The organism is Stenotrophomonas sp. 364 (genome assembly GCF_009832905.1).
GTDB lineage: Bacteria > Pseudomonadota > Gammaproteobacteria > Xanthomonadales > Xanthomonadaceae > Stenotrophomonas > Stenotrophomonas maltophilia_AP.
On the sequence record NZ_CP047135.1, the window covers coordinates 189,488 to 211,531 of the forward strand.

Genomic DNA, 22,044 nt, shown 5'->3' on the forward strand with positions numbered 1-22,044 from the left:
TTACTTGACCGTCTTCAGGTGCTGCTCGAAGGCGCTGAAGCCCGGGCGCACGTTCGAGGGCAGGGTCTTGCGGGCGAATTCCAGCGCGATCTTCGGGTTGTAGCCGCGCAGGCAGGCCAGCAGCGCGGTCTTCACCGACTCATAGATGCGGCTGTCCTGCTCGGCGCGCGCTTCCACGGCCGCGGCCAGCGGGCTGACGAAGCCGTAGGCCAGCAGGATGCCCAGGAAGGTACCGACCAGCGCGCCGGCGACGTGCGCGCCCACTTCGGTGATTTCGCCACCGATCGAGCCCATGGTGATCACGATGCCCAGCACCGCGGCCACGATGCCAAAGCCGGGCAGGCCGTCGGACACCTTGTTGAGCACCGCCGAGGGCTGCATCGCTTCGGCATGGTGCTTTTCCAGCTCCAGCTCCAGCAGCGGCTCCAGTTCGTGCGGCTCGATGTTGCTGCCGATCATCAGGCGCAGGCAGTCGGTGATGAAGTCCACCAGATGGTGGTCGGCCTGCACCTTGGGGTAGTTGGCGAAGATGCTGCTTTCGGCCGGGCGCTCCACATGGTCTTCCAGCGCCATGAAGCCTTCGCGGCGGGCCTTGTTGAGCAGTTCGTAGAGCAGGCTCAGGACGTCGATGTAGTCCTGCTGCTTGTAGGCCGGGCCCTTGAACACGCCCACGGTGGCCTTCAGGGTCTGCTTGACGGTCTTGAACGGGGTGCCGACCAGGAACGCGCCCAGTGCCGCGCCGCCGATGATGACCAGCTCATAGGGCTGCCACAGGGCGCCCAGCTTGCCGTGCGCGCCGACGTAGCCGCCGAGCACGCTGATGATGACAATGAGGAATCCAACGATGATGAGCATGGGGCCGGCGCGGAGTAGGGGATACCTCCATGTCGGCCCCGCCCCCGGTTTTCTGAAGGGGGGCGTTCGCTCAATGTCACACTTTTACGGATTCAGCCGGCCGGTTGCGCCTCGGCCCCGCCGCGCTGCAGCGGATCCGGATAGGCCTGTCCGTTCGGGGTGAACGACAGCGAGACCGAGTTCAGGCAGTGGCGCTCGTGGGTCGGCGGCGGGCCATCGGGGAACACATGGCCGAGATGGCTGTCACACCGCGCGCAGACGATCTCGGTGCGGATCATGCCGTGGCTGATGTCGCGGATCTCGCGCACGTGGGCCGGATCGAACGGGGCGAAGAAGCTGGGCCAGCCGGTGCCGGAGTCGAACTTGGTGCTGGAGCGGAACAGCGGCAGACCGCACAGGCGGCAGCCGTAGACGCCGTCCTGCTTGTTGTCCAGGAACACGCCGCAGAACGGCGCTTCGGTGCCGTGCTGGAGCAGCACGCGGCGTTCGTCGGCGCTGAGGCCGGCCACCAGGGCGTCGCGCTGGGCGTCGCTGGGGGGAGAGAGATCGAAGGCGGTCATTGGCGGTTCCTCGCGGGGATAGGTTCAAGATTGGGCCGGGATGGCGGGCTTCAAGCCAGCGCCCCGGTGGCCCGGGTGCGTTCATGGTGCTGATACCCGCGTGGGTGCAAGGTGCAGTATCGATCACCGCCGGAGCCTGCCATGTCCCGCCACGTCCGCTTCGCCACCGCGCTGGGCCTGATGCTGTTGCCGGCCATCGGCATGGCCCAGATCGGCCCCCCGCCCAGTCCCACCGCGACCCGCCCGGTGGTGGTGGCCCCGCCGGCGCCGCTGCCTACCCCCGTGCGCCCTGCACCGGTGGAGAGCCTGTCCGGGCAGATGGCCCCGGTGAAGTCCAACAGCCAGGTCCAGCAGCAACTGCGCAGCCATCCCATCCAGGCGCGCGACACCGGCCCGGCGCAACCGATCCAGGGACCCACCCTGCAACCCAAGGTGTATGACCGCCACGGACGGATCATTCCCGGCGCCAAACAGGTCGGACCCAACCGGGTGCTCGATACCCGCACCGGCAAGTATTACGACGCCCTTCCCAGCGGCGATGGGCAGCAGATCCGACCGTAAGCAGTGCTGGCGGACGCAGTGCATGAACCGTGCACAAACCAAGCCGCACAGTCAGCTGCATCAACGCGACATCTCACCGCTTTTTCGCCTGTGTTTAACCGTTTTCGCGCGACCCTTCACGTGCGCCGGAACGCGGCGTATTCCGAAGGGTTTTCCAGAAGAGTGCAATCATGACCAACCAGCAGAACCAGAAAGGCGGCAAGATGCCGCAGGAACAGCAGGGCAGTCAGCAACAGCACCAGAAGGCCGGACAGCAGAACCAGCAACAGTGGGACCAGCAGAACCAGAAGGGCAAGCAGCCGGACCAGCGTCACCCCGATTCCAAACAACAGCGCTGACGCGCGGGATTGCATGACCAAGGCGGTGCGCGCAAGCGCGCCGCCTTCTGCGTTGAGGGCCGCGGTTCAATCCGGGATCGGCAGGGTCAGCGTTTCCTTCACCTCTTCCATCACGATGTAGCTCTTGGATTCGCGCACGTGCGGCAGGGTCAGCAGGGTGCTGCCGAGCAGCTTGCGGTAGGACGCCATCTCGCTGATGCGCGCCTTGAGCAGGTAGTCGAAATCGCCCGACACCAGGTGGCACTCCAGCACGTTGGGCAGCTTCAATGCCGCGCGGCGGAACTCCTCGAAGATGTCGCCGGATTTGTAGGCCAGGCTGATCTCCACGAACACCAGCAGGCTGGCCTTGAGGTAGTGCGGGTCGAGCTTGGCGTAGTAGCCGGTGATGGCCCCATCGCGTTCCAGCCGCCGCACCCGTTCGGTGCAGGGCGTGGTCGACAGGCCCACCCGTTCGCCCAGTTCGGTGAAGGAAATGCGGCCTTCGTCCTGCAGGATGCGCAGGATCTTGCGGTCGATCTTGTCCAGTTCGCGGGGGCGCACGGCCATCGGCGTCATCCAGGCATGGGGGTTGGCGCGACAATATCCTGTCATCGCTCCTAAAAACAGGGCAAAAGCTTGGTTTGGCCGGAATATACTTCCGTAATTATGGTCCCGGCACGCTCCAGTGCAGGGAATGATCGGGTCGGAGAAGCTACATGCGCGTTCTAGTCCTTGGCAGCGGCGTCATCGGCACCACCAGTGCCTGGTACCTGCGGCAGGCCGGGTTTGAAGTCACGGTCGTGGACCGTCAGCCCGGTCCGGCGCTGGAAACCAGTTTCGCCAACGCCGGCCAGCTGTCGTTCGGCTACACCTCGCCGTGGGCCGCGCCGGGCGTGCCGCTCAAGGCGGTCAAGTGGCTGTTCTCCGAACACGCCCCGCTGGCCATCCGCCCCGGCCTGGACTGGCGCCAGTACGCCTGGCTGGCGCAGATGCTGCGCAACTGCACCCATGAGCGCTACGCGATCAACAAGGCGCGCATGGTGCGCATGTCCGAGTACAGCCGCGACTGCCTGAACGAGCTGCGCCGCGAGACCGGCATCGCGTTCGAAGGCCGCGACCTCGGCACCACCCAGCTGTTCCGCACCCAGCAGCAGCTGGACGCCTCGGCGCAGGACATCGAAGTGCTGGCCCAGTACGGGGTGCCCTACAAGGTGCTGGATCGCGACGGCATCATTGCCCACGAACCGGCCCTGGCCGGGGTGGCCGACAAGCTGGTCGGCGCGCTGTGGTTGCCGCGCGACCAGACCGGCGACTGCCAGCTGTTCACCCGGCGCCTGGCGCAGATGTGCGTGGACGCCGGCGTCGAGTTCCGCTTCGACCAGGACATCGCCGGCCTGCAGACCGACGGCGACCGCATCACCGGCGTGCGCATCGACGGCAAGCTGGAAACGGCCGACCGCTATGTGGTCGCGCTGGGCAGCTATTCGCCGTCGCTGGTGGACCCGCTTGGCCTGCGCCTGCCGGTCTACCCGCTCAAGGGCTACTCGCTGACCCTGCCGATCACCCATCCGGCCATGGCCCCCACCTCGACCATCCTGGACGAGAGCTACAAGGTGGCGGTGACCCGCTTCGATGACCGTATCCGCGTGGGCGGGATGGCTGAAGTGGGCGGGTTCGACCTGTCGCTGTCGCCGCGCCGCCGCGCCACCCTGGAAAAAGTGGTGGGCGATCTGTACCCGGACGGCGGCGACCTGTCGCGCGCCGAGTTCTGGACCGGCCTGCGCCCGGCCACGCCCGATGGCACCCCGGTGATCGGCGCCACCCCGTACCGCAACCTGTTCCTCAACACCGGCCACGGCACGCTGGGGTGGACCATGGCCTGCGGTTCGGGCCGTTACCTGGCCGACCTGATGAGCGCGCGCCAGCCGCAGATCAGTACCGAAGGCCTGGATATCTTCCGCTACGGCCACACGGCCGCATCCGTTGTTCATAGTGAGCCCAAAGCATGCGCCCAGCCCGCGCGTTGATTGACCTGGACGCGTTGCGCGCCAATTTCCAGCTTGCCCGTGAACTGGGCGGCGGTCGCAAGACCCTGGCGGCCATCAAGGCCGATGCCTACGGCCACGGCGCGGTTGCCTGCGCGCGCGCGCTGCAGGGCCAGGCCGACGCGTTCGGCGTGGCCTGCATCGAAGAGGCGCTGGAACTGCGCCAGGCCGGCATCACCACGCCGATCGTGCTGCTGGAAGGCTTCTTCGACGCCAACGAACTGCCGCTGATCGTGCAGCACGACCTGTGGTTCGCCGTGGGCGCGCCGTGGCAGGTGGAGGCGGTGCTGGCCTTCCAGACCACCGCCCGGCTGAAGATCTGGTTGAAGCTGGACAGCGGCATGCACCGCCTGGGCCTGTCGCCGGCCGACTTCCGCGCCGCGCACGCCCGCCTGAGCGCGCTGCCGCAGGTGGCACCGATGGTGCTGATGAGCCACATGGCCCGGGCCGACGAGCTGGACAGCCAGCGCACGCGCGAGCAGGCCGACCTGTTCGCCGCCACCATCGATGGCCTGGCCGGTGAGACCAGCCTGTGCAATTCGCCGGCCCTGCTGGGCTGGCCGGACGTGCGCAGCGATTGGGTGCGTCCGGGGCTGATGCTGTACGGCGCCAACCCGCTGCCCACCCAGTCGGCGCTGACGGAGCGGTTGCGGCCGGTCATGACCATGCAGTCGAAGGTCTTCGCGGTGCGTGAGATCGGCACCGGCGAACCGGTCGGCTATGGCGCGCGGTTCGTCGCGCAGCGCCCCACCCGGGTGGGTGTGGTGGCCCTGGGCTATGCCGACGGCTACCCGCAGTTCGCCCCGAATGGCACCCCGGTGCAGATCGACGGGCAGCCCGGCACGCTGATCGGTCGGGTGTCGATGGACATGCTCACCGTGGACCTGACCGACCTGCCCGACGCCGGGGTCGGCAGCACGGTGACCCTGTGGGGTGAGTCACCGCGGCTGGATGTGCTGGCGCCGCTATGCGGGGTCAGCGCCTATCAGCTGCCGTGCGCGGTCAAGCGGGTGCCGCACCAGCACCTGGGCGGCTAAGAGGGGGCCACGCCCGGCGTGGCGCCACCATCATCGGCTGGCGGTGGTGTCGCTGCGCAGGTCGCGGCGCACCCAGTCATCCACCAGCCGCTTCTCATAGCGCAGCGGGTCGGTATCGCGCTGCAGGCCGATATTGTGCAGGTAGCCGCTGTCGGACAGCTTGCGCTCGCCCTGCGCCAGCACCTGGCCCTGGGCATCGGTCAGGGTGAAGGTCAGCGCGATGCGCGGCGGGTAGATGTCGCGCAGGATGCGGATATCGTTGCCGCGCGGCCCGTGCCACGGCTCGTAGTCACCGGCGCGCTTGATGTCGGTCAGGGTCACATCCAGCGTCTGGCCCGGCTGCAGCTGCTTGGCGGCGCTGGTCTGGACGTAGGTGGCCAGCTGCTGGACCCAGTTGCCACGCTGGGCTTCGAAGCGGTTGGTGCTTTGCCGGATCTCGGTGAACTGGGCCGGGTCGGTCCACGACACCTTGACCGGGCCATCGCCGCTCAGGGCGCGGGGCGCCTGGGGGTCGGTCACGGTACGAGGGCCCGCGGCGTTCGCGCTGCCGATCACCAACAAGCAGGTCAACAGACCGGCCACCAACGGTTTGCGGTTCATGACGACTCCTCGATCACGATCACAGACGGGATCAGGGTTTCAGTGTGATCCTGATCACCCGGTGGGACAATCGGCAATTGCGTCAGCCGCAGGAGCGGTTGCCGCCAATTCACCTAGGTCTTCGCTCACGTCAACCCCGACCCATGGCGCTTGACGCTACGAATACGCTCTCTGGAAGATGCTGTGTCTCTCTGTTTCGCCAGTTGCCCCCTTGACGCCCTTGCCCAGCCTGCCCACTTCCACTCTTGAACGCCCCCCTTTCATGACCGCTGCGTCCCATGCCGGGAAGTATGGCAGCGTGCTGGAGCAGATGAACGCCGGCTTCTGCGTGATCGAGGTGCTGTTCGAGGACAGCAGGGCGGTGGACTACCGCTTTCTCGAGGTGAACGACGCTTTCGAGCGCAACACCGGCCTGGTCAACGCGCGCGGGCAGCGCATGACCGCGCTGCGGCCGGACCACGAGCCGGACTGGTTCCGCATCTACGGCCAGGTGGCCGTGACCGGCCAATCCCAGCAGTTTGAACTGGAAGCCCGTGCGCTGGGCCGCTGGTACTCGGTGGAAGCGGTGCGGGTGGGCGAACCCGGCGACCACCAGGTGGCCGTGGTGTTCTTCGATATCAGCAACCGCAAGCAGATCGAAGTGGAACTGGCCGAAAGTGAAGCGCGCTTCAGTGCGCTCGCCGATGGCCTGCCCATGCCGGTGTGGGTGCTGGACGAAGCGGGCCATGCGCGCTTCGTCAACAGCGCTTTCAGCGAGTTTTTCGGCGGCGACGAACAGCGCGTGCCCGAGAACGTCTGGCGCGGCCTGGTCCATCCCGATGATGCGTCCGTATTCGATTACGAGCTGCAGGAAGCACTGAAGGCGCAGCGGTCGATGCATGCGCTGGTGCGTGGCCTGCGTGCCGATGGCCAATGGCGCTGGCTGGAAATGAATGCCCGCCCGCGGTTCTCGCGCATGGGCCACTTCATCGGCCTGGCCGGCAGCAGCCCGGACGTGACCGAGCGCCGCGAAATTGAAATGGCGCGCGAAGAGCTGCTGCAGTCCGAGCGGGCCGCGCGCAGTGCCGCTGAGAACATGGCGCGGCTCAAGGACGAGTTCCTGGCCACGCTGTCGCACGAACTGCGCACCCCGCTGACCACCATCCTGGGCTGGAGCGAACTGCTGCTGCAGCGCGTGGACGCCACCAGTCCGCTGTACAAGGGCCTGGGCGTGATCGCCAACAGTGCCATGGCGCAGAAGCGCCTGATCTCGGACATGCTCGACCTGAGCAGCATGCTGCTGGGCAAGGTGCAGCTGGAAGTGGAAGTGCTGGACCTGCGCGCACAGCTGACCGAAGCCATGCGGGCGCAGGAACTGGTGGCTGAAGGCAAGGCACTGAACATGACCCTGGCGCTGCCTGACGAGCCCACGCTGGTGCTGGGCGACGCCACCCGGCTGCAGCAGGTGCTGTGGAACCTGCTGTCCAACGCGATCAAGTTCACGCCGGCTGAAGGCACCGTGGCTGTCACCCTGGCCAACGACGGCGGCCACTGGTCGATCAGCGTGGCCGACACCGGCGACGGCATCGCTCCCGAATTCCTGCGCCACCTGTTCAGCCGCTTCCGCCAGGCCGATGGCACCACCACCCGCCGCCATGGCGGTCTGGGGCTGGGCCTGGCCATCGCGCAGCAGCTGGTGGAACTGCATGGCGGCACCGTGGCGGCCACCAGCGATGGTCCCGGCCACGGCGCCACCTTCACCGTGCGCCTGCCCCGTTACCAGCAGCAGGCCGACGGTCGCCCGCTGCGCGAGGTGTTCAGTGGCCCGATCGGGGAACAGGTGATCGAGCCTTTCCCGCTCAAGGGCCTGCGCCTGCTGGCCGTGGAAGACCAGCCCGAAGTGCTGGAGTACCTGCGCCGGCTGTTGGAGGAGCAGGGCGCCGAAGTCACGGCAGCCGCATCGGCGGGCGAGGCGCTGGCCCTGCTGGACCGCGGCGGGCATGAAGGCATCGACGTGCTGCTGACCGACATCGGCATGCCCGGCATGGACGGTTACGGCCTGGTACGGACACTGCGCGAGGACATCGGCGTGGAAGCGCAGGTGCTGCCTGCCGTGGCGGTGACCGCGCTGGCCCGTGCCGACGACCGCAAGCGGGCACTGGCCTCCGGCTTCCAGGAGCACGTGGCCAAGCCGTATTCGGTGGCCCAGCTGGTGTCGGCCGTGCGCAGCGTACTGGCCGAGCAGCGCCGGTAATCCCGCACCCGTCCCCCACAGGAGTCACCATGTCCCGTTACGCCCCGACCATCCATACCGATCCGGCCCGGATCGCGGCGCTGGAAGCCCTGCTGCCGCAGCTGCGCGGCCAGGCGCCCGTCGAGATCATCCTGGACGACGGCACCCGCGTGCTGGGCACAGTCACGGTGCAGCCCACCCTGCAGCAGTACCGCGATGCCGAGGAGAACGAGGGCAGCAATGGCCAGCTGCGGCTCGACGACCTGGATACCCCGGTGCAGCAGCACCTGGTCTGGCTCGACCGGATCGCCAGCATCCGCCAGTTGCCGCCGGTCGAGTAATCGCCGCGCCGGGCATTCCCTTGAACCGATCGCCAAGCGCGCGGTAGCGCCCGCACGGCAGCGGAAAACGCAGGGCCGGCACTGAACCTCAGCGCCTGCCCCCTACCCCTCAGTGCACGAACACCTCGGGTTCGGCCTCGAAACGGCGTGCGTAGGCGCGTTCGTCGGCCACCCGCGAGACCTCGTCGTCGGCCATGTCCGGCGCGCCATACACCGCGTACGCCACCGTGCCGTCGGCCTGCTTGCCAACCTGGTGCAGGCGGTAGCGCGAGTGACCGCCGCCGGTATCCTGCGGGTAATGCACCGGGGGCTGGGCGCCCTCGATGTCCATCTCGCTGTTGTCGACTACGCCACCGACAAACAATGCACGCATGAGCCATCTCCATCGCAAGTGAGCCTCCACCCTGACGGTTTGGATGTTGCGGGGGCATCAACATGGCGTTGAATAAACGCAAATCGGCCCCGGCCGGAGCCGATCCGGGCGAACCGGTAGAATGGCCATCTCTTTTCAAGATGTGCCCCCTCTCGATGGCTGCCCAGCACGACGCTCCCCTGGAAACCCTGTTCCTGCCGTTCGCCAGTGGCGTGCTGTCCTGGCCCGCCGGCCCGGTATTGTTCCTGCGCGCCCGCGATGGTTGGCCGCTGCGCGAGCACGCCCAGCCGGCCCAGCTGGTCTGCGAGCAGAGCTTCCGGCCGTTCGCCGATGCACTGGAAGCCAGCGGCTGGACCGTGCGCGACGAGCAGCAGCTGGCCGCCGACAGCACCCGCTACGCGGTGGTGCTGGTGCTGCCGCCGCGCCAGCGCGAGGAAGCCAAGGCGCTGTTCGCCCGTGCCGTGGCCCTGGCTGCCCCGGGCGGGGTGGTGGTGGCCTGCCAGCACAACAACGAAGGCGCGCGCTCCGGCGAAGGCGACCTGCAGCAGCTGACCGGCCTCGGCGGCAAGCTCACCAAGAACCACTGCCGCGCCTACTGGACCGCGCCGTTGAACGGCCAGCACGATGAAGCCCTGGCGCAGCGCTGGGCGAAGCTGGACGCGCCGCGCGCCATTCTGGGCGGGCGCTTCCAGAGCCGCCCGGGCATCTTCGCCTGGGACCGCATCGACCCGGCCTCGGCGCTGCTGGTGGAGCAGCTGCCGGCCGACCTGGCCGGGCGCGGTGCCGACCTGGGCGCCGGTTTCGGCTACCTGTCGGCCGAAGTGCTGGCGCGCTGCCCCGGCGTTACCGGGCTGGACCTGTATGAGGCCGAGGGCCGCGCGCTGGCGCTGGCCCGCACCAACCTGGACGCGCTCGGCACGCCGGCCGCACTGGCTTACCACTGGCAGGACGTGACCGCCGGGATCGAGGCGCAGTACGACTTCATCGTGACCAACCCGCCGTTCCACACCCCCTCGCGTGCCGACCGCCCTGACATCGGCCAGCGCTTCATCGCCGTGGCCGCGCAGGCGCTGCGTCCGGGCGGCCGCATGTGGCTGGTGGCCAACCGTCACCTGCCGTACGAGCAGATCCTCAACGAGAGCTTCGGCCAGATCCGCGTGGCCGCCGAGCGCGACGGCTTCAAGCTGATCCAGGCCACCAAGGCCAGCAAGACCGCCACGCCGGTCCGGGCGCCCCGGGAACGTGAGCCGTCGTGGGGCCGCGGAGGCCGCGCGTGAAGCTGGTCAAGCTTCTGGCCAACCTGGGCTATGGCAGCCGCAAGCAGGTGCAGGGAATGTTCCGCGAAGGCCTGATCACCGATGCCGACGGGGAAGTGCTGTACGCCGATGACGTGGTCGCGCACGAGGCGATCCGGGTCGAGGGCGAACCGCTGGACCCGCCGCATGGCCTGACCCTGATGCTGCACAAGCCGCGCGAGTACACCTGTTCGACCAAGGACAAGGGCCGCTTGATCTACGACCTGCTGCCGCCGCGTTTCCGCGAGCGTTCGCCGCTGCTGTCGTCGGTGGGCCGGCTGGACCGCGACACCAGCGGCATGCTGCTGATGACCGACGACGGCGCGCTGCTGCACCGCATCGTGTCGCCCAAGTCGCGCCTGGACAAGGCCTATGAGGTCACCCTGGCCGAAGACCTGCGCGGCGATGAAACCGCGCGCTTCGCCAGCGGCACGCTGCTGCTGGAATCGGATGACAAGCCGCTGCTGCCGGCCGAGCTGCACGTGCAGTCGCCGCGCCAGGCGCAGCTGGTGCTGCACGAGGGTCGCTACCACCAGGCGCGGCGCATGTTCGCGGCGGTGGGCAACCACGTCGCGGCGCTGCACCGCAGCCGCATCGGCGGGCTGACCCTGGGGGGGCTCGGTGAGGGCGAGTGGCGCATTCTCGATGCCGCCGATCTTGAAACGCTCTTCAACGTGCCATGACCGCAATTGCCGCGCTGCCGTTCCTGCCCGACGCCGTCATCTTCGACATGGACGGCCTGATGATCGACAGCGAGCGGGTGTCGATCGCCTGCTGGACGCAGGCGGCGCACGAACTGCAGTTGCCGCTCGCCGATGGGTTCTGGCTGCGCTTCGTCGGCCTGGGCGACCGCGACTGCGAGCGCCTGTTGCTGCAGCACATCGATGCGGGGCAGGTGGCCGCATTGTTCGCGCGCTGCCATGACCTGTACGAAGCGCGCACGCAGGAAGGCCTGCCGCTGCGTCCGGGCATCCTGGACCTGCTGCAGCTGCTGCACGAGCACGGCATTCCCCGCGCGGTGGCGACCTCCACCCGGCAGCCGCGCGCGTCGCGCAAGCTGGCCGCGGCGGGCCTGCTGCCGTTCTTCGAGGTGGTGGTGACCAGCAGCGACGTGGCCCACCCCAAGCCGGCGCCGGACATCTACCTGCTGGCCGCGCAGAAGCTGGGCAAGGATCCGGCGCGCTGCCTGGCGCTGGAAGACTCACCGGCCGGCATCCGTGCCGCGGTCGGCGCGGGCATGACCGCGATCCAGGTACCCGACCTGGTGCACCCCGACGACGACCTGCGCGCGCTGGGCCACCGCATCGTCGACTCGCTGGCAGACGCGCATACCCTGCTGCTCCCGCACCTGCGCTAAACCGGATTCGATCAGGCGCACGGCGTCGCCGGCCAGGGTCATGCCCCTCCGAGGGGCGCATCGCGTGGCCCCCGATAGGGTCGGTTCCCCACCGACACTGGGCGCGCACATCCGCGCACAAAAAAACCCGGCGCGAGGGCCGGGTTTTTCGGTCATAGCATCAACCGTGCATCACACCCGGCCGAATACCAGCGCTGCGTTGGTGCCGCCGAAGCCGAAGCTGTTGGACATCACCGTGTTCAACTGCGCAGCCTGGCTTTCGCGCACAATCGGGAAGCCTTCCACCAGCGGGTCCAGCTCGCCGATGTTGGCCGAGCCGGCGATGAAGCCGTCGCGCATCATCAGCAGGCAGTAGATCGCTTCGTGCACGCTGGCTGCGCCCAGCGAATGGCCCGACAGCGCCTTGGTCGACGACAGCGGCGGCACGTCCTGGCCGAACACTTCGCGCACGGCCTTCAGCTCGGTCACATCGCCCAGCGGGGTAGAGGTGCCGTGCGTGTTGAGGTAGTCGATCGGGCCGGTCAGGTTGGCCATGGCCATGTTCATGCAACGCACCGCGCCTTCACCGGACGGGGCGACCATGTCGGCACCGTCGGAGGTGACGCCGTAGCCCACCAGTTCGGCATAGATGCGCGCGCCACGTGCCACGGCGTGGTCGTAATCTTCCAGCACCAGCATGCCGCCGCCACCGGCGATGACGAAGCCGTCGCGGTCCTTGTCGTACGGGCGCGAGGCGCTGGCCGGGGTCTCGTTGAAGCGGGTGGACAACGCGCCCATGGCGTCGAACATCACGCTCATCGACCAGTGCAGGTCTTCACCGCCGCCGGCGAACATCACGTCCTGTGCGCCATGGCGGATCAGGTCGGCCGCCGCGCCGATGCAGTGTGCCGAGGTGGCGCAGGCCGCCGACAGCGAGTAGCTCAGGCCCTTGATCTGGAAGGCGGTGGCCAGGCAGGCCGACACGGTGGAGCACATCGTGCGCGGCACCATGTACGGGCCGACCTTGCGCACGCCACGGGCGCGCAGGATGTCGGCCGACTCGACCTGCCACTGGCTGGAACCGCCGCCGGAACCGGCAATCAGGCCGGTACGCGGGTTGGCGACCTGCGCCTGGTCCAGGCCGGCATCGGTGATCGCATCGCGCATGGCGATGTAGGCGTACGCCGAGGCATCGCTCATGAAGCGCTTCACCTTGCGGTCGATCTGCGCGTCCAGGTCCAGTTCGATGTTGCCACCGACGTGGCTGCGCAGGCCGGCTTCGGCATGGTCGGGCAGGTGGCGGATGCCGGCGCGGCCTTCACGCAGTGCGCTGGAGACGGTGTCCAGATCGTTGCCCAGGCACGAGGTGATGCCCATTCCGGTAATGACGACGCGACGCATCAGAAGTTCTCGGTGGAAGTGAACAGACCTACGCGGAGGTCTTTGGCGGAGTAGATTTCGCGGCCGTCCACGAGCATGCGGGCGTCGGCCTGGGCCATCACCAGCTTGCGGTTGATGACGCGGGTGATGTCGATTTCGTAGCTGACCAGCTTGGCGTCGGGCAGTACCTGGCCGGTGAACTTCACTTCGCCGCAGCCCAGGGCGCGGCCACGGCCGGGCGCGCCCAGCCAGGTGAGGTAGAAGCCGGTGAGCTGCCACATGGCATCCAGGCCGAGGCAGCCAGGCATGACGGGGTCGCCGATGAAGTGGCAGCCGAAGAACCACAGGTCCGGGCGGATATCCAGTTCGGCGCGTACCAGTCCCTTGCCGTGGGGGCCGCCGTCGTCGCGGATGTCGGTGATGCGATCGAACATCAGCATCGGATCGTTGGGCAGGCGACCGCTGCCCGGGCCGAACAGTTCACCGCGGGCGCTGGCCAGCAGTTGTTCGCGCGAGAACGCGTGGAGACGAGTCATGGAAAGCGCAATCCTGAAGAAGCCATCGGGTAAAGCCGGCCATGGGCAGGCTGTGTTGCTGGAACCAAGTGCGCAAGAGTGCAGAGGAAAAGTGATTCAATCAAACGTTTTAACCGTACGCCGGCGTAGTGTTTTCAGCTTGAAAAACGCATGTTGTTGTTATGAAAAGACCATACTCAGGCGTGTGGCTGTAATCTTGTTCATCTACGCATCTGCTTCCAGGTCCGAGTCTTCCCGCCGTGTCTGTTCTGCGCAAAATCATCCATGTGGACATGGACGCGTTCTACGCGTCGGTGGAGCAGCGCGACGATCCGTCGCTGCGCGGCAAGCCGGTGGTGGTGGCGTGGAAGGGGGCACGTTCGGTGGTGTGTGCTGCGTCGTACGAGGCACGGGTGTTCGGGATCCGGTCGGCGATGCCGGCGTTGCGTGCGGAGCGGTTGTGTCCGGACGCGGTGTTCGTGCCGCCGGATTTTGTGCGCTACAAGGCGGTCTCGCGGCAGGTGCGGGAGATTTTCCTGCGGCATACGGATCTGGTGGAGCCGTTGTCGTTGGATGAGGCGTATCTGGATGTGACGATGCACAAGGGGGGGATGACGGTGGCGACGGAGATCGCGGCGATCATCCGTGGGGAGATTCGTGAGGAGACGTCGTTGACGGCGTCGGCGGGGATCGCGCCGAACAAGTTTCTGGCGAAAATCGCATCGGACTGGCGCAAGCCGGACGGTCAGTTCGTGGTGCCGCCGCATCGGGTGGAGCAGTTTCTGACGCCGCTGCCGGTGAACCGGGTGCCGGGGGTGGGGAAGGTGATGGCGGGGAAGCTGGCAGAGTTGGGGATCGTGACGGTGGGCGATTTGCGGTCCTTGCCGCTGGAAGTGTTGGAGGCGCGGTTCGGGACGTTTGGTGCGCGGTTGTTCAATCGGGCGCGCGGGATCGATGAGCGGGCGGTGGAGCCGGACCAGCCGGTGCAGTCGATTTCGTCGGAAGATACGTTCGCGGAAGATCTGCCGTTGGAGGCGTTGGAGGCGGCGATCGTGGAGTTGGCGGGGAAGACGTGGCGGGCGACGCGGAAGACGGAGCGGGTGGGGCACACGGTGGTGCTGAAGTTGAAGACGTCGCAGTTCCGGATCATTACGCGGAGTTTTACGCCGGAGTCGCCGCCGGAATCGGGCGAGGAGTTGCGCGATATCGCGCTGGCGTTGCGGGCGCGGGTGGATCTGCCGGCGGAGACGCGGTATCGGTTGGTGGGGGTGGGGTTGGGTGGGTTTCGCGAGCGCGAGGCGGTGAGTCAGCCTGGGCTGTTTGATCATTTGGAGGGTGGGTGAGTTTTGCTGTCTGCTGACAGCTAACTTCAACAGCCGGCGTGCTGGCGCTGAGGGGCTGGGTGGTGCGGGTGGGTTGGCGGGACACGCCGTAAATCCATCCCTGGAGGCTCGTGGGCGCCTTGCTCGTTTGTGCAGTCCTGCACAAACGGCAAGGCCGGGGTTGGGCGTCCTGCCTAACCCGTCCGGCGCATGCGCCGGACCCATGGCGCCCAACGGTCCCGCCAACCCACCCGCACCACCCCCGACACTCGGTCGGCGCGTGGGGGCGGGCAACGGCAACATTCGCTCAATTCTCATCGTGCACGTGATGCTTGTCGTGCTCGGGATTTTCCGCTCGGTGGGGTCGCATCCCGATCGACTGCCGATACTCTCTCAACGTTCTGTTGTGGCATCAAACTAAACAACGCGGTTATTTTTCTTTGACGCGTTACATCGATTTTTCTGCTGCTACGTGCGGCATCACGGCCACTCCACTTCGCACGGATGTCCAACGAACCTACGCCATGCATATCGTGCTCGGAATGCACTGCCCGGTAGGGTCGCATCCCGATCGAATGCCGATGCGCTGTCAACGTTCTGTTGTGGCATGAAAAAACCAACGCCGCGCTTTTTCTCTAACGCGTTACATCGCTTTTCTTTGTCGCATGTCACACCATCACGGCCACTGCATTTCCCCCTTTGCAACCTTCGCACTGATCTCCAACGAACCCACGCCTTGCAGGGTCGGGTAGCGCTTTTTCATCGCGGCGATCAAGGCGTCCGCATTCTTGCTGCGCGCGGTTTCTTCATCAAAGGCGCGGATGTAATCGGCGGTGAAGGTGAGGGCGGTGGCGTCCAGTGCGGCACCGCGGGCGTAGTGGCCGGGGATGACGCGGGTGGGCTTGAGGGCCGCGAGGGTGGTGAGGGTGGTCAGCCAGTCGGTGTGCGATTGGGGGCTTTGGGTGTCGGCCATCCAGACGTGTTCGCCGGCGACGATGGGGATGCCGCCGACGAGGGTGCGCAGGCTGGGGATCCAGACGACGGTGCGGTCCGGGGTGGGGCCATCGAGGCCGAGGATGCGCAGCGGTTGGCCTTCGAGGGTGAGGGTGTCGCCGTCGAGGACCTGGGGGATGACGATGCGGCTGGGTTTATCGGCGCCCATCTGTGGGCCCCAGTATGCGAGTTTGCCGGCCTGGGTGGCGGTGATGTGGGCGACGGTGGGGGCGGTGGCGACGATGCGGGCGTGGGGGAAGGCGTCCTGCAGGGTGGCCAGGCCGAAGTAATAATCGGGGTCGCCGTGGCTGACGTAAATGGTGGTCAGCTGCTTGCCGGAGGCGCGGATGCGCTGCACCAGCTGGGCGGCATCGGACGCGGCGAACTGGGCGTCGATCAGTATCGCGTCGCGGCGGCCGGTAACCAGGGTGGAGGCGACAGAGAACAGTGCTTTGTCGCCGGGGTGGTAGGGCTGCACCTGCAGCGCGTGTGCTTCGGCGGTGGCCGCGGTGGCCGCGGCGGCGTGGCTGATGGCCGGTGCGGTCACGGCGAGCGCGGTACCCAGCGTCAACGCCAGGGCCAGGGTGGTGCGGGAGACGTTCGGCATATCAAGAATTCCTGTGCAGAGCGGCCCCGGCATCACACCGGGGCCGAACGACCCCGGCATGACACCGGGACCAGACGGCCCCGGCAGGACACCGGAGCCGGTAGAGCCGACCGTTGGTCGGCTGCTTCACATCGGCGGCCGGGTCAGTACGAAACCGTGGCAATCTGCCGCACGTACTGCGGCGCTTCAATCTCGCTGACGAATGCGTCCGCGTAGTCGGGGTAGCTGATCCGGCTGTGGCCGTCATCGCCCACCAGGAAATTCTTCGCCTGGGTGCGGAAGCCACCGCGCTGCGGGCCGGGGCCGATCTCGGCGGCGGGGGAATAGAAGGTCCAGTCCAGGTCGTCGACGGCCTGCAGCTGCTTCAGCGTCTCGCGCGCGGCCAGGGCAACCGGCTTGTAGGCATCCGGGAAGCCCTCGGTATCCACCAGCTGCACGCCGGGGGCAACTTCCAGGCTGCCGGCGCCGCCGACCATGATGAAGCGCGGCACGCCGGCCTGGCGCGCGGCCTTGACCAGCGCGGCGCTGGTGGTGATCACGGTGCTGGGCGCATCGCCCGGACGCGGGCCGAAGGCGCTGGCCAGCACGTCGTGGCCGGCGATCACGGCGGCCAGGGCGTCGGTGTCGTCCAGCGCGGCGACGGCAAGCTGGGCGCCGTCCAGTTCGGCCGGCAGGTCGGTTTCGCGGCGCACGATGGCGGTGACCTGATGGCCGCGGGCGAGGGCCTGGCGGGCGATTTCACGACCGATGTTGCCGGTGGCACCAACGAGGGCGATTTTCATGGGGGCAGATCCGTTGAGGAAGGAACGCCAGCGTATGCGTCTGGAATCGAACGAAAAACCGCGTATAACGGGCTAATTTGTTGCGTGGATCGATCAGATGGACCGGATGACGGCGATGAACGTGTTCGTGGAGGTGGTCGAGCGCGGCAGCCTGACCGCGGCGGCCGAGGCGCTGGAGATGTCGCGGGCGATGGTGACCCGCTACCTGGCCGAGGTGGAGCGCTGGCTGGGCGCGCGGTTGCTGCACCGGACCACGCGCCGGATCAGCCTGACCGGCCCGGGCGAGGCGGCGCTGCTGCGGTTCAGGCAGATCCTGGCCATCGGCGATGAACTGCACGGCGAACTGGCCACCGACAACCCCGAACCGCACGGGCTGATCCGGGTCACGGCGAGCGTGTCGTTCGGGCAGATCCACCTGGCCGCCGCAGTGGCCGACTTCGTGAAGCGGTATCCGCTGACGCGGGTGGAACTGCTGCTGGTGGACCGCGTGGTCAACCTGGTCGAAGAACGCGTGGATATCGCGGTGCGCATCTCGCGTGCGATCGACCCGGCGCTGATCGCGCGGCGGTTGGCCCCTTGCCGCTCGGTGTTGTGCGCGGCGCCGTCGTACCTGGCCGAACGCGGCGCGCCGACCACGGCCGACGCACTGGCCGCGCACAACTGCCTGACCCACCACTACGTGGGCAGGAGCGTGTGGCACCTGCAGCGCGATGGCCGCGCGATTGCGGTGGCGGTGGGCGGCAACATCAGCGCCAATGAAGCATCGTTGTTGCTGGAGGCGGTACGCGCCGGCGCGGGCATCGCGATGCTGCCGACCTACCAGATCGCGCCGCTGCTGCGCAGTGGCGCGTTGATTGAGGTGCTGCCCGATTACCAGGTGGAAGAGCTGGGCATCCACGCGGTGTATGCGTCACGCCGGCAGCTGCCGACGATCATGCGCAGCTTCCTGGATTTCCTGGTGGATCGTTTTGCCAGCCCGGAGTTCCTGGCGCAGCTGTAAACACGGCCCAGGGATACCGCGTCCAGCTACCCGATGCCGGTAGAGCCGACCGTTGGTCGGCTGCTCTTGAACCAGCAACCGCGCATCAGCACGCCGTGCACCCGCAACCGCAGCGGGCGCGTGCAGCCGACCAACGGTCGGCTCTACCGGGGCGTGCATCGGCATCACACACGCACCTCCGTACAATGGCGCTTCCCTGCTGTGGAAGTGAGCATTGCCTTGTCGTATCCGTATCCGTTGGTGGTGTTCGATCTGGATGGCACGCTGGTGGACAGCGCGGCCGATATTGCCGAGGCGTTGAACCGCACGCTGCAGGACTGGCAGTTGCCCCGGGTACCGGAGGCCACGGTACTGACCTGGATCGGCGATGGCGTGCGGCGGCTTGTCGAACAGGCGTTTGGCGCGGCCGGCAGTGATATCGATCTGGACACGGTCATGCCCGGTTTCATGCGGCACTACGAGGCCTGCCTGTTGCGCAGTCCGCGCCTGTTCGATGGTGTGACCGAAACGTTGGCTGCCTTGCGCGAACGCGCGGTGACGCTCGCGATCTGCACGAACAAGCCGTCCGCGCTGGTGGCGCCGTTGCTGCAGCACTTCGGGCTGCAGGATCAGTTTGCGCTGGTGCTGGGCGGCGATTCGCTGCCGGAACGCAAGCCCAGTGGTGCGCCGTTGCGGCATATCGCCGCGCACTTCGAGGTGGCCGTCGAGGCCGCCTTGATGGTGGGCGATTCGATTACGGATTACCGGGCCGCGGTGGACGCGGGCATGCCGGTGGCGCTGGTGCGCTATGGCTATCCACGTGGGCTGGATCTGGACAACGTCGAGGCGGTGGCCGTGGTGGATGATCTGCGGGAATTGCTGGTGCTGTAACCGGCGGCGGTTGACACGTGTGCCGACCAACGGTCGGCACCTGCCAGGTTCAATGATTGTGCCGACCAGCGGTCGGCACCTACCGAGGGTGGGACGGCGGCAGTGCCGCCGTCCAGATCGCTTATTTCGGCTGGTAACGCACGCTCAGGCGGTACTCGCGGCCGGGCTGGTTGTACCAGGCCACCGTTTCGTAGTCGCGGTCGAACACGTTGCTGACCCGGCCGAGCACCGACCAGTCGCGGCTCAGCGCGTATTCCAGGCGCAGGTCGAGCGTGCCGTAACCGGCCAGACGCACGGTGTTGGCGGCGTTGTCGTAGCGCTTGCCGGCGCCGTTGGCGGTCAGGCCGGCGCGGAAGCCACCGAAGCTGCGGTCGATATCCAGGCGGGCGGTGTTCTGCGCGCGGCGCGCCAGCCAGTTGTCGAACTGCGCGCTGCCTTCGGTGCGGTTGCGCGGATCGGTGTGGCTGAGCTGGGCGTTCACATCGAAGCCGGCCAGCGTGATCGCACCGGTCAACTCGGCACCGCGGATGCGCGCCTTCTCCACCTGCGACATCATGAAGGTGGTGGCATCGTAGGTGATCAGGTCATCGATGCGGGTTTCATACACGTCCAGGCCCCAGCGCCAGCCGTCGCCCTGCTGGGCGATACCGACGTTGGTGCTCTTCGACTTTTCCGGGTCCAGGCCCGGCACGCCGCTCCACGGGTCGTACAGATCGCTGAAGGTGGGTGCCTTGAACGCGGTGCCGTAGCTGGCGTTGAGGCGGAACCCGCGGCCCAGCTCCAGGCCCCAGCCGAGGCTGCCGGTGGTGTGGTTGCCGAACTGCTCGTTGTCGTCGTTGCGCACGCTGGCCTGCAGGTGGTGCGCGCCGAAGCGGCCCTGGTACTGCACGAACACGCCGGTATTGTCGCGGCTGTCGACCCGGTAGCCGGCACTGCTGCCGTCCAGGTTGTCCTGGCTCCAGTCCACGCCGGCGCTGAGCAGCTGGCCCTCGGCGATGCCCACGTCGGCCTGCACCGAGGCACTGTCGCGATGGGTCTGCGCGGCACCCAGCCAGGTGCTGCCGTTGTAGTTGTCCGATTCGTTGTCGGCACGCCCGACGTTGGCGGTCAGGGTGAAGCGCTCGCTCGGGGTGTAATGCACCTTGCCGCCCAGCACCTGCTGCAGGGTTTCCGAATAGTTGTAGTAACCGTCGTAGTGGTTTTCGCCTTCGGCACGCAGCGCGGTCCCTTCCACGCTCAGCGCATCGGTCAGCGCGTAGCCACCGCGCAGGCTCATGGACAGGTTGCGGTAGCCGTCTCGGTCGGGCTCGTCGGCGCCGCAGCCGGCGAAGGTGGCCGCATCGCCCCGGCAGGAATTGATGCCGTCGGTGTGCTGGTAGGCGATGTCGGTGCCGAACCAGCCACGCGCGCCACTGCCGCCGAAGCCGCCGCTGGCCTCGCGCAGGCCGTTGCTGCCGCCGCCCACCTGGAAGTGCGGGGCGAAGGTGCCGGCGTTGCGGCGGGTGAAGATCTGGATCACGCCACCGATCGCATCGGCGCCGTACAGGCTGGACTGCGGGCCGCGCACGATTTCAATGCGCTCGATCTGCGCCAGCGGCAGGTCCTGGATCATGGCCAGGCCAAGGTCGCCGGTGTTGATGCGCACGCCGTCCACCAGTACCAGGGTGTGGGCCGAGTTGGTGCCGCGCAGGAACAGCGAACTCTGCTTGCCCAGGCCGCCGCTGTTGTTGAGGTTGATGCCGGCGCGACCGCGCAGCAGGTCCTGCAGCGACGGGGCCTGGCTGCGCTCGATCTCGGCGCGGTCGATCACCTGCGCCGGCGAGATGCTGTCCTGCAGGGCGATCGGGGTGCGGGTGGCGGTGACCAGTACCTGGTCCAGCGCGGTCGCCTCGTCCTGGGCCGACGCCAGCAGAGGCAGGGCCGACAACACGGCCAGGGAAAGGACTTGGATCTGCAGCTTCATCGATGACTCCATGCACCGCGCACGCCCGCGCGGCAAGGGGTGGGGATGATCGCGCTGCAGGGATGGATCGACGGTGGGCGAACGCGCACGGCGCCGCTTGCCGCCGCCATGCCCGCCGCATCGCAACCAGTCGTCTCCCAGGCCGGTCTCCGGGCTTGCGGGCCGATGGCCAGGGCCATCGCACCCGGCGCCTTCCCATGCGCAAGCACAGTGGCGTAATGCCGGGTGTTTCCACGCTTACCGTTGCGGGGGCAGCGCCGGAGTGGCAGGCAGGGGGCTGCTGCGTCACCGGCTTCCCGTTTCAACCTGCCGGCATGCGCCGCAGGTCACCTGGAAGTGCGCGCAGTGTAGAGCAAAGGCCCGCCTGCGGCAGCCGACGCACCGGGGCGGCGGGAGCGAGCGGTTAGAATGCCGCTCGTTTCACGATGTGATGCCCATGAACCCATCGAGGTTGCAGCACCGTTCCGCTCCGTCCACCGCGCAGGTTGCGGCGTGATCCTGGACCTGATCCGCCACGCCAGCACCGGCCGTGACGGCCACCTGGACGGGCGCAGTGATCCCGCGTTGGAAGACGGAAGCACCGAGGCCCTGTGCGCACGCTATGGGGGGCGGCAATGGCAACGGGTGGTGAGCTCCCCGCGCCAGCGTGCGCTGGCCACGGCCGATGCGCTGGCAGTGCCGCACGGGGTGGAGGTGGTGGCCGACGAGGAGTGGGCCGAACTCGACTTCGGCGATTGGGACGGCCAGGCATTGCATGACCTGCCGATGCAGGAGCTGTCGGCGTTCCACCTGGACCCGCACGCCAACCCACCGCCGCACGGCGAAAGCTGGGGCCACTTCGAGCGCCGCATCGCCCGTGGCCTGCACCGCTTGCTGGACGACCCCGATCCCCCGCCCACCCTGATCGTCAGCCATGGCGGGCCGTTGCGGATGGTGCTGTCGCAGGTGTGCGGCCTGCCGATGGCGATGTGCTGGGCACTGCGCATCGACCACGGCACCCGCCTGCAGCTGCGCGTGGAGCGCGAGGACGACCGCCTGTGGGGCGAACTGCTGGAACTGCAGCAGCCTTGATCGCGCGCG

23 protein-coding genes and 1 riboswitch are annotated in these 22,044 nt (G+C 67.6%); of the genes, 13 read left to right on the forward strand and 10 right to left on the reverse strand.

What is annotated here, in order from left to right; translation table 11 throughout:
- Both motA and msrB read right to left on the reverse strand, forming a co-directional pair.
- Entirely contained in the window at positions 1–855 is an 855-nt protein-coding gene (gene motA / locus GQ674_RS00870; RefSeq protein WP_128097451.1) for a flagellar motor stator protein MotA, read from the reverse strand.
- Between the two features lie 92 nt (positions 856–947).
- Positions 948–1,415: a peptide-methionine (R)-S-oxide reductase MsrB gene (gene msrB / locus GQ674_RS00875; RefSeq protein WP_128097452.1), complete on the reverse strand. Its 468-nt coding sequence runs from the start codon at positions 1,413–1,415 to the stop codon at positions 948–950.
- Between the two features lie 141 nt (positions 1,416–1,556).
- On the opposite strand from msrB, the gene GQ674_RS00880 reads away from it, so the two are divergent.
- Both GQ674_RS00880 and GQ674_RS00885 read left to right on the forward strand, forming a co-directional pair.
- The gene (locus GQ674_RS00880) at positions 1,557–1,976 is read left to right on the forward strand and encodes a classical arabinogalactan protein 4 (protein ID WP_159495626.1); all 420 of its coding nucleotides are present in this window, start codon (positions 1,557–1,559) and stop codon (positions 1,974–1,976) included.
- A gap of 170 nt (positions 1,977–2,146) precedes the next feature.
- Positions 2,147–2,314, forward strand: a complete 168-nt coding sequence (locus GQ674_RS00885) for a lana protein (RefSeq protein WP_128097454.1) — start codon at positions 2,147–2,149, stop codon at positions 2,312–2,314.
- 66 nt (positions 2,315–2,380) lie between these two features.
- Here GQ674_RS00885 and GQ674_RS00890 read toward each other — a convergent pair whose 3' ends face one another.
- Entirely contained in the window at positions 2,381–2,860 is a 480-nt protein-coding gene (locus GQ674_RS00890; protein WP_038690714.1) for an Lrp/AsnC ligand binding domain-containing protein, read from the reverse strand.
- Positions 2,861–3,009: 149 nt separating this feature from the next.
- Between GQ674_RS00890 and GQ674_RS00895 the strand changes: the two genes are divergently transcribed.
- Positions 3,010–4,320, forward strand: coding sequence for a D-amino acid dehydrogenase (locus GQ674_RS00895; protein WP_159495627.1), 1,311 nt, complete (start codon positions 3,010–3,012; stop codon positions 4,318–4,320).
- Positions 4,299–5,375 (forward strand): alanine racemase, encoded by a 1,077-nt coding sequence (gene alr / locus GQ674_RS00900; RefSeq protein WP_159495628.1) that lies wholly within the window; start codon positions 4,299–4,301, stop codon positions 5,373–5,375. The genes GQ674_RS00895 and alr overlap by 22 nt, the downstream gene beginning before the upstream one ends.
- 30 nt (positions 5,376–5,405) lie before the next feature.
- Here alr and GQ674_RS00905 read toward each other — a convergent pair whose 3' ends face one another.
- Entirely contained in the window at positions 5,406–5,975 is a 570-nt protein-coding gene (locus GQ674_RS00905; protein ID WP_159495629.1) for a DUF3016 domain-containing protein, read from the reverse strand.
- Between the two features lie 262 nt (positions 5,976–6,237).
- Here GQ674_RS00905 and GQ674_RS00910 point away from each other — a divergent pair, with 262 nt between their 5' ends.
- Positions 6,238–8,208 carry an ATP-binding protein gene (locus GQ674_RS00910; RefSeq protein ID WP_236546159.1) on the forward strand — a complete coding sequence of 657 codons (1,971 nt, stop codon included), beginning with the start codon at positions 6,238–6,240 and terminating at the stop codon, positions 8,206–8,208.
- A 29-nt stretch (positions 8,209–8,237) separates the two neighbouring features.
- A complete protein-coding gene (locus GQ674_RS00915) occupies positions 8,238–8,528 on the forward strand; it encodes a DUF3247 family protein (RefSeq protein WP_159495631.1) in 291 nt (96 codons plus the stop codon).
- A gap of 109 nt (positions 8,529–8,637) precedes the next feature.
- On the opposite strand, the gene GQ674_RS00920 is transcribed toward GQ674_RS00915, so the two are convergent.
- Positions 8,638–8,901: a hypothetical protein gene (locus GQ674_RS00920; protein WP_038690707.1), complete on the reverse strand. Its 264-nt coding sequence runs from the start codon at positions 8,899–8,901 to the stop codon at positions 8,638–8,640.
- Between the two features lie 155 nt (positions 8,902–9,056).
- Between GQ674_RS00920 and GQ674_RS00925 the strand changes: the two genes are divergently transcribed.
- From GQ674_RS00925 to GQ674_RS00935, 3 genes are read left to right on the forward strand one after another with little or no spacing between them, the layout of a single operon-like run.
- Entirely contained in the window at positions 9,057–10,178 is a 1,122-nt protein-coding gene (locus tag GQ674_RS00925; protein ID WP_128097460.1) for a class I SAM-dependent methyltransferase, read from the forward strand.
- Positions 10,175–10,879 (forward strand): pseudouridine synthase, encoded by a 705-nt coding sequence (locus GQ674_RS00930; protein ID WP_159495632.1) that lies wholly within the window; start codon positions 10,175–10,177, stop codon positions 10,877–10,879. Before GQ674_RS00925 ends, GQ674_RS00930 begins: the two co-directional genes overlap by 4 nt.
- The gene (locus GQ674_RS00935; protein ID WP_159495633.1) at positions 10,876–11,553 is read left to right on the forward strand and encodes an HAD family phosphatase; all 678 of its coding nucleotides are present in this window, start codon (positions 10,876–10,878) and stop codon (positions 11,551–11,553) included. Before GQ674_RS00930 ends, GQ674_RS00935 begins: the two co-directional genes overlap by 4 nt.
- A 171-nt stretch (positions 11,554–11,724) precedes the next feature.
- On the opposite strand, the gene fabB is transcribed toward GQ674_RS00935, so the two are convergent.
- Together fabB and fabA are read right to left on the reverse strand one after the other, a co-directional pair.
- On the reverse strand, positions 11,725–12,933 hold the full coding sequence (fabB, locus tag GQ674_RS00940) for a beta-ketoacyl-ACP synthase I (protein WP_159495634.1): 1,209 nt from the start codon (positions 12,931–12,933) through the stop codon (positions 11,725–11,727).
- Entirely contained in the window at positions 12,933–13,448 is a 516-nt protein-coding gene (gene fabA, locus GQ674_RS00945; protein WP_159495635.1) for a 3-hydroxyacyl-[acyl-carrier-protein] dehydratase FabA, read from the reverse strand. The genes fabB and fabA overlap by 1 nt, the downstream gene beginning before the upstream one ends.
- A 239-nt stretch (positions 13,449–13,687) precedes the next feature.
- Between fabA and dinB the strand changes: the two genes are divergently transcribed.
- Entirely contained in the window at positions 13,688–14,770 is a 1,083-nt protein-coding gene (dinB, locus tag GQ674_RS00950; RefSeq protein ID WP_159495636.1) for a DNA polymerase IV, read from the forward strand.
- A gap of 655 nt (positions 14,771–15,425) precedes the next feature.
- On the opposite strand, the gene GQ674_RS00955 is transcribed toward dinB, so the two are convergent.
- Positions 15,426–16,349: an MBL fold metallo-hydrolase gene (locus GQ674_RS00955; RefSeq protein ID WP_159495637.1), complete on the reverse strand. Its 924-nt coding sequence runs from the start codon at positions 16,347–16,349 to the stop codon at positions 15,426–15,428.
- Between the two features lie 143 nt (positions 16,350–16,492).
- The gene (locus tag GQ674_RS00960) at positions 16,493–17,131 is read right to left on the reverse strand and encodes an NAD(P)H-binding protein (protein ID WP_159495638.1); all 639 of its coding nucleotides are present in this window, start codon (positions 17,129–17,131) and stop codon (positions 16,493–16,495) included.
- A gap of 97 nt (positions 17,132–17,228) precedes the next feature.
- Between GQ674_RS00960 and GQ674_RS00965 the strand changes: the two genes are divergently transcribed.
- Positions 17,229–18,131, forward strand: a complete 903-nt coding sequence (locus GQ674_RS00965) for a LysR family transcriptional regulator (RefSeq protein WP_159495639.1) — start codon at positions 17,229–17,231, stop codon at positions 18,129–18,131.
- Between the two features lie 219 nt (positions 18,132–18,350).
- Positions 18,351–19,001, forward strand: a complete 651-nt coding sequence (gph, locus tag GQ674_RS00970; protein WP_159499145.1) for a phosphoglycolate phosphatase — start codon at positions 18,351–18,353, stop codon at positions 18,999–19,001.
- A gap of 121 nt (positions 19,002–19,122) precedes the next feature.
- Here gph and btuB read toward each other — a convergent pair whose 3' ends face one another.
- Complete coding sequence (gene btuB / locus GQ674_RS00975; RefSeq protein ID WP_159495640.1) at positions 19,123–20,964, reverse strand: TonB-dependent vitamin B12 receptor; 1,842 nt, start codon at positions 20,962–20,964, stop codon at positions 19,123–19,125.
- 122 nt (positions 20,965–21,086) lie between these two features.
- Positions 21,087–21,313, reverse strand: a riboswitch (cobalamin riboswitch).
- A gap of 143 nt (positions 21,314–21,456) precedes the next feature.
- Between btuB and GQ674_RS00980 the strand changes: the two genes are divergently transcribed.
- Positions 21,457–22,035 (forward strand): histidine phosphatase family protein, encoded by a 579-nt coding sequence (locus GQ674_RS00980; RefSeq protein ID WP_159495641.1) that lies wholly within the window; start codon positions 21,457–21,459, stop codon positions 22,033–22,035.
- The last annotated feature ends 9 nt before the right edge of the window (positions 22,036–22,044 follow it).

Excerpts from the sequence above, each read along its gene's own strand:
- motA (WP_128097451.1), bottom strand. The coding sequence starts at position 855 with ATGCTCATCATCGTTGGATTCCTCATTGTCATCATCAGCGTGCTCGGC.
- msrB (WP_128097452.1), bottom strand. The coding sequence starts at position 1,415 with ATGACCGCCTTCGATCTCTCTCCCCCCAGCGACGCCCAGCGCGACGCC.
- GQ674_RS00880 (WP_159495626.1), top strand. The coding sequence starts at position 1,557 with ATGTCCCGCCACGTCCGCTTCGCCACCGCGCTGGGCCTGATGCTGTTG.
- GQ674_RS00885 (WP_128097454.1), top strand. The coding sequence starts at position 2,147 with ATGACCAACCAGCAGAACCAGAAAGGCGGCAAGATGCCGCAGGAACAG.
- GQ674_RS00890 (WP_038690714.1), bottom strand. The coding sequence starts at position 2,860 with ATGGCCGTGCGCCCCCGCGAACTGGACAAGATCGACCGCAAGATCCTG.
- GQ674_RS00895 (WP_159495627.1), top strand. The coding sequence starts at position 3,010 with ATGCGCGTTCTAGTCCTTGGCAGCGGCGTCATCGGCACCACCAGTGCC.
- alr (WP_159495628.1), top strand. The coding sequence starts at position 4,299 with ATGCGCCCAGCCCGCGCGTTGATTGACCTGGACGCGTTGCGCGCCAAT.
- GQ674_RS00905 (WP_159495629.1), bottom strand. The coding sequence starts at position 5,975 with ATGAACCGCAAACCGTTGGTGGCCGGTCTGTTGACCTGCTTGTTGGTG.
- GQ674_RS00910 (WP_236546159.1), top strand. The coding sequence starts at position 6,238 with ATGACCGCTGCGTCCCATGCCGGGAAGTATGGCAGCGTGCTGGAGCAG.
- GQ674_RS00915 (WP_159495631.1), top strand. The coding sequence starts at position 8,238 with ATGTCCCGTTACGCCCCGACCATCCATACCGATCCGGCCCGGATCGCG.
- GQ674_RS00920 (WP_038690707.1), bottom strand. The coding sequence starts at position 8,901 with ATGCGTGCATTGTTTGTCGGTGGCGTAGTCGACAACAGCGAGATGGAC.
- GQ674_RS00925 (WP_128097460.1), top strand. The coding sequence starts at position 9,057 with ATGGCTGCCCAGCACGACGCTCCCCTGGAAACCCTGTTCCTGCCGTTC.
- GQ674_RS00935 (WP_159495633.1), top strand. The coding sequence starts at position 10,876 with ATGACCGCAATTGCCGCGCTGCCGTTCCTGCCCGACGCCGTCATCTTC.
- fabB (WP_159495634.1), bottom strand. The coding sequence starts at position 12,933 with ATGCGTCGCGTCGTCATTACCGGAATGGGCATCACCTCGTGCCTGGGC.
- fabA (WP_159495635.1), bottom strand. The coding sequence starts at position 13,448 with ATGACTCGTCTCCACGCGTTCTCGCGCGAACAACTGCTGGCCAGCGCC.
- GQ674_RS00955 (WP_159495637.1), bottom strand. The coding sequence starts at position 16,349 with ATGCCGAACGTCTCCCGCACCACCCTGGCCCTGGCGTTGACGCTGGGT.
- GQ674_RS00960 (WP_159495638.1), bottom strand. The coding sequence starts at position 17,131 with ATGAAAATCGCCCTCGTTGGTGCCACCGGCAACATCGGTCGTGAAATC.
- GQ674_RS00965 (WP_159495639.1), top strand. The coding sequence starts at position 17,229 with ATGGACCGGATGACGGCGATGAACGTGTTCGTGGAGGTGGTCGAGCGC.
- btuB (WP_159495640.1), bottom strand. The coding sequence starts at position 20,964 with ATGAAGCTGCAGATCCAAGTCCTTTCCCTGGCCGTGTTGTCGGCCCTG.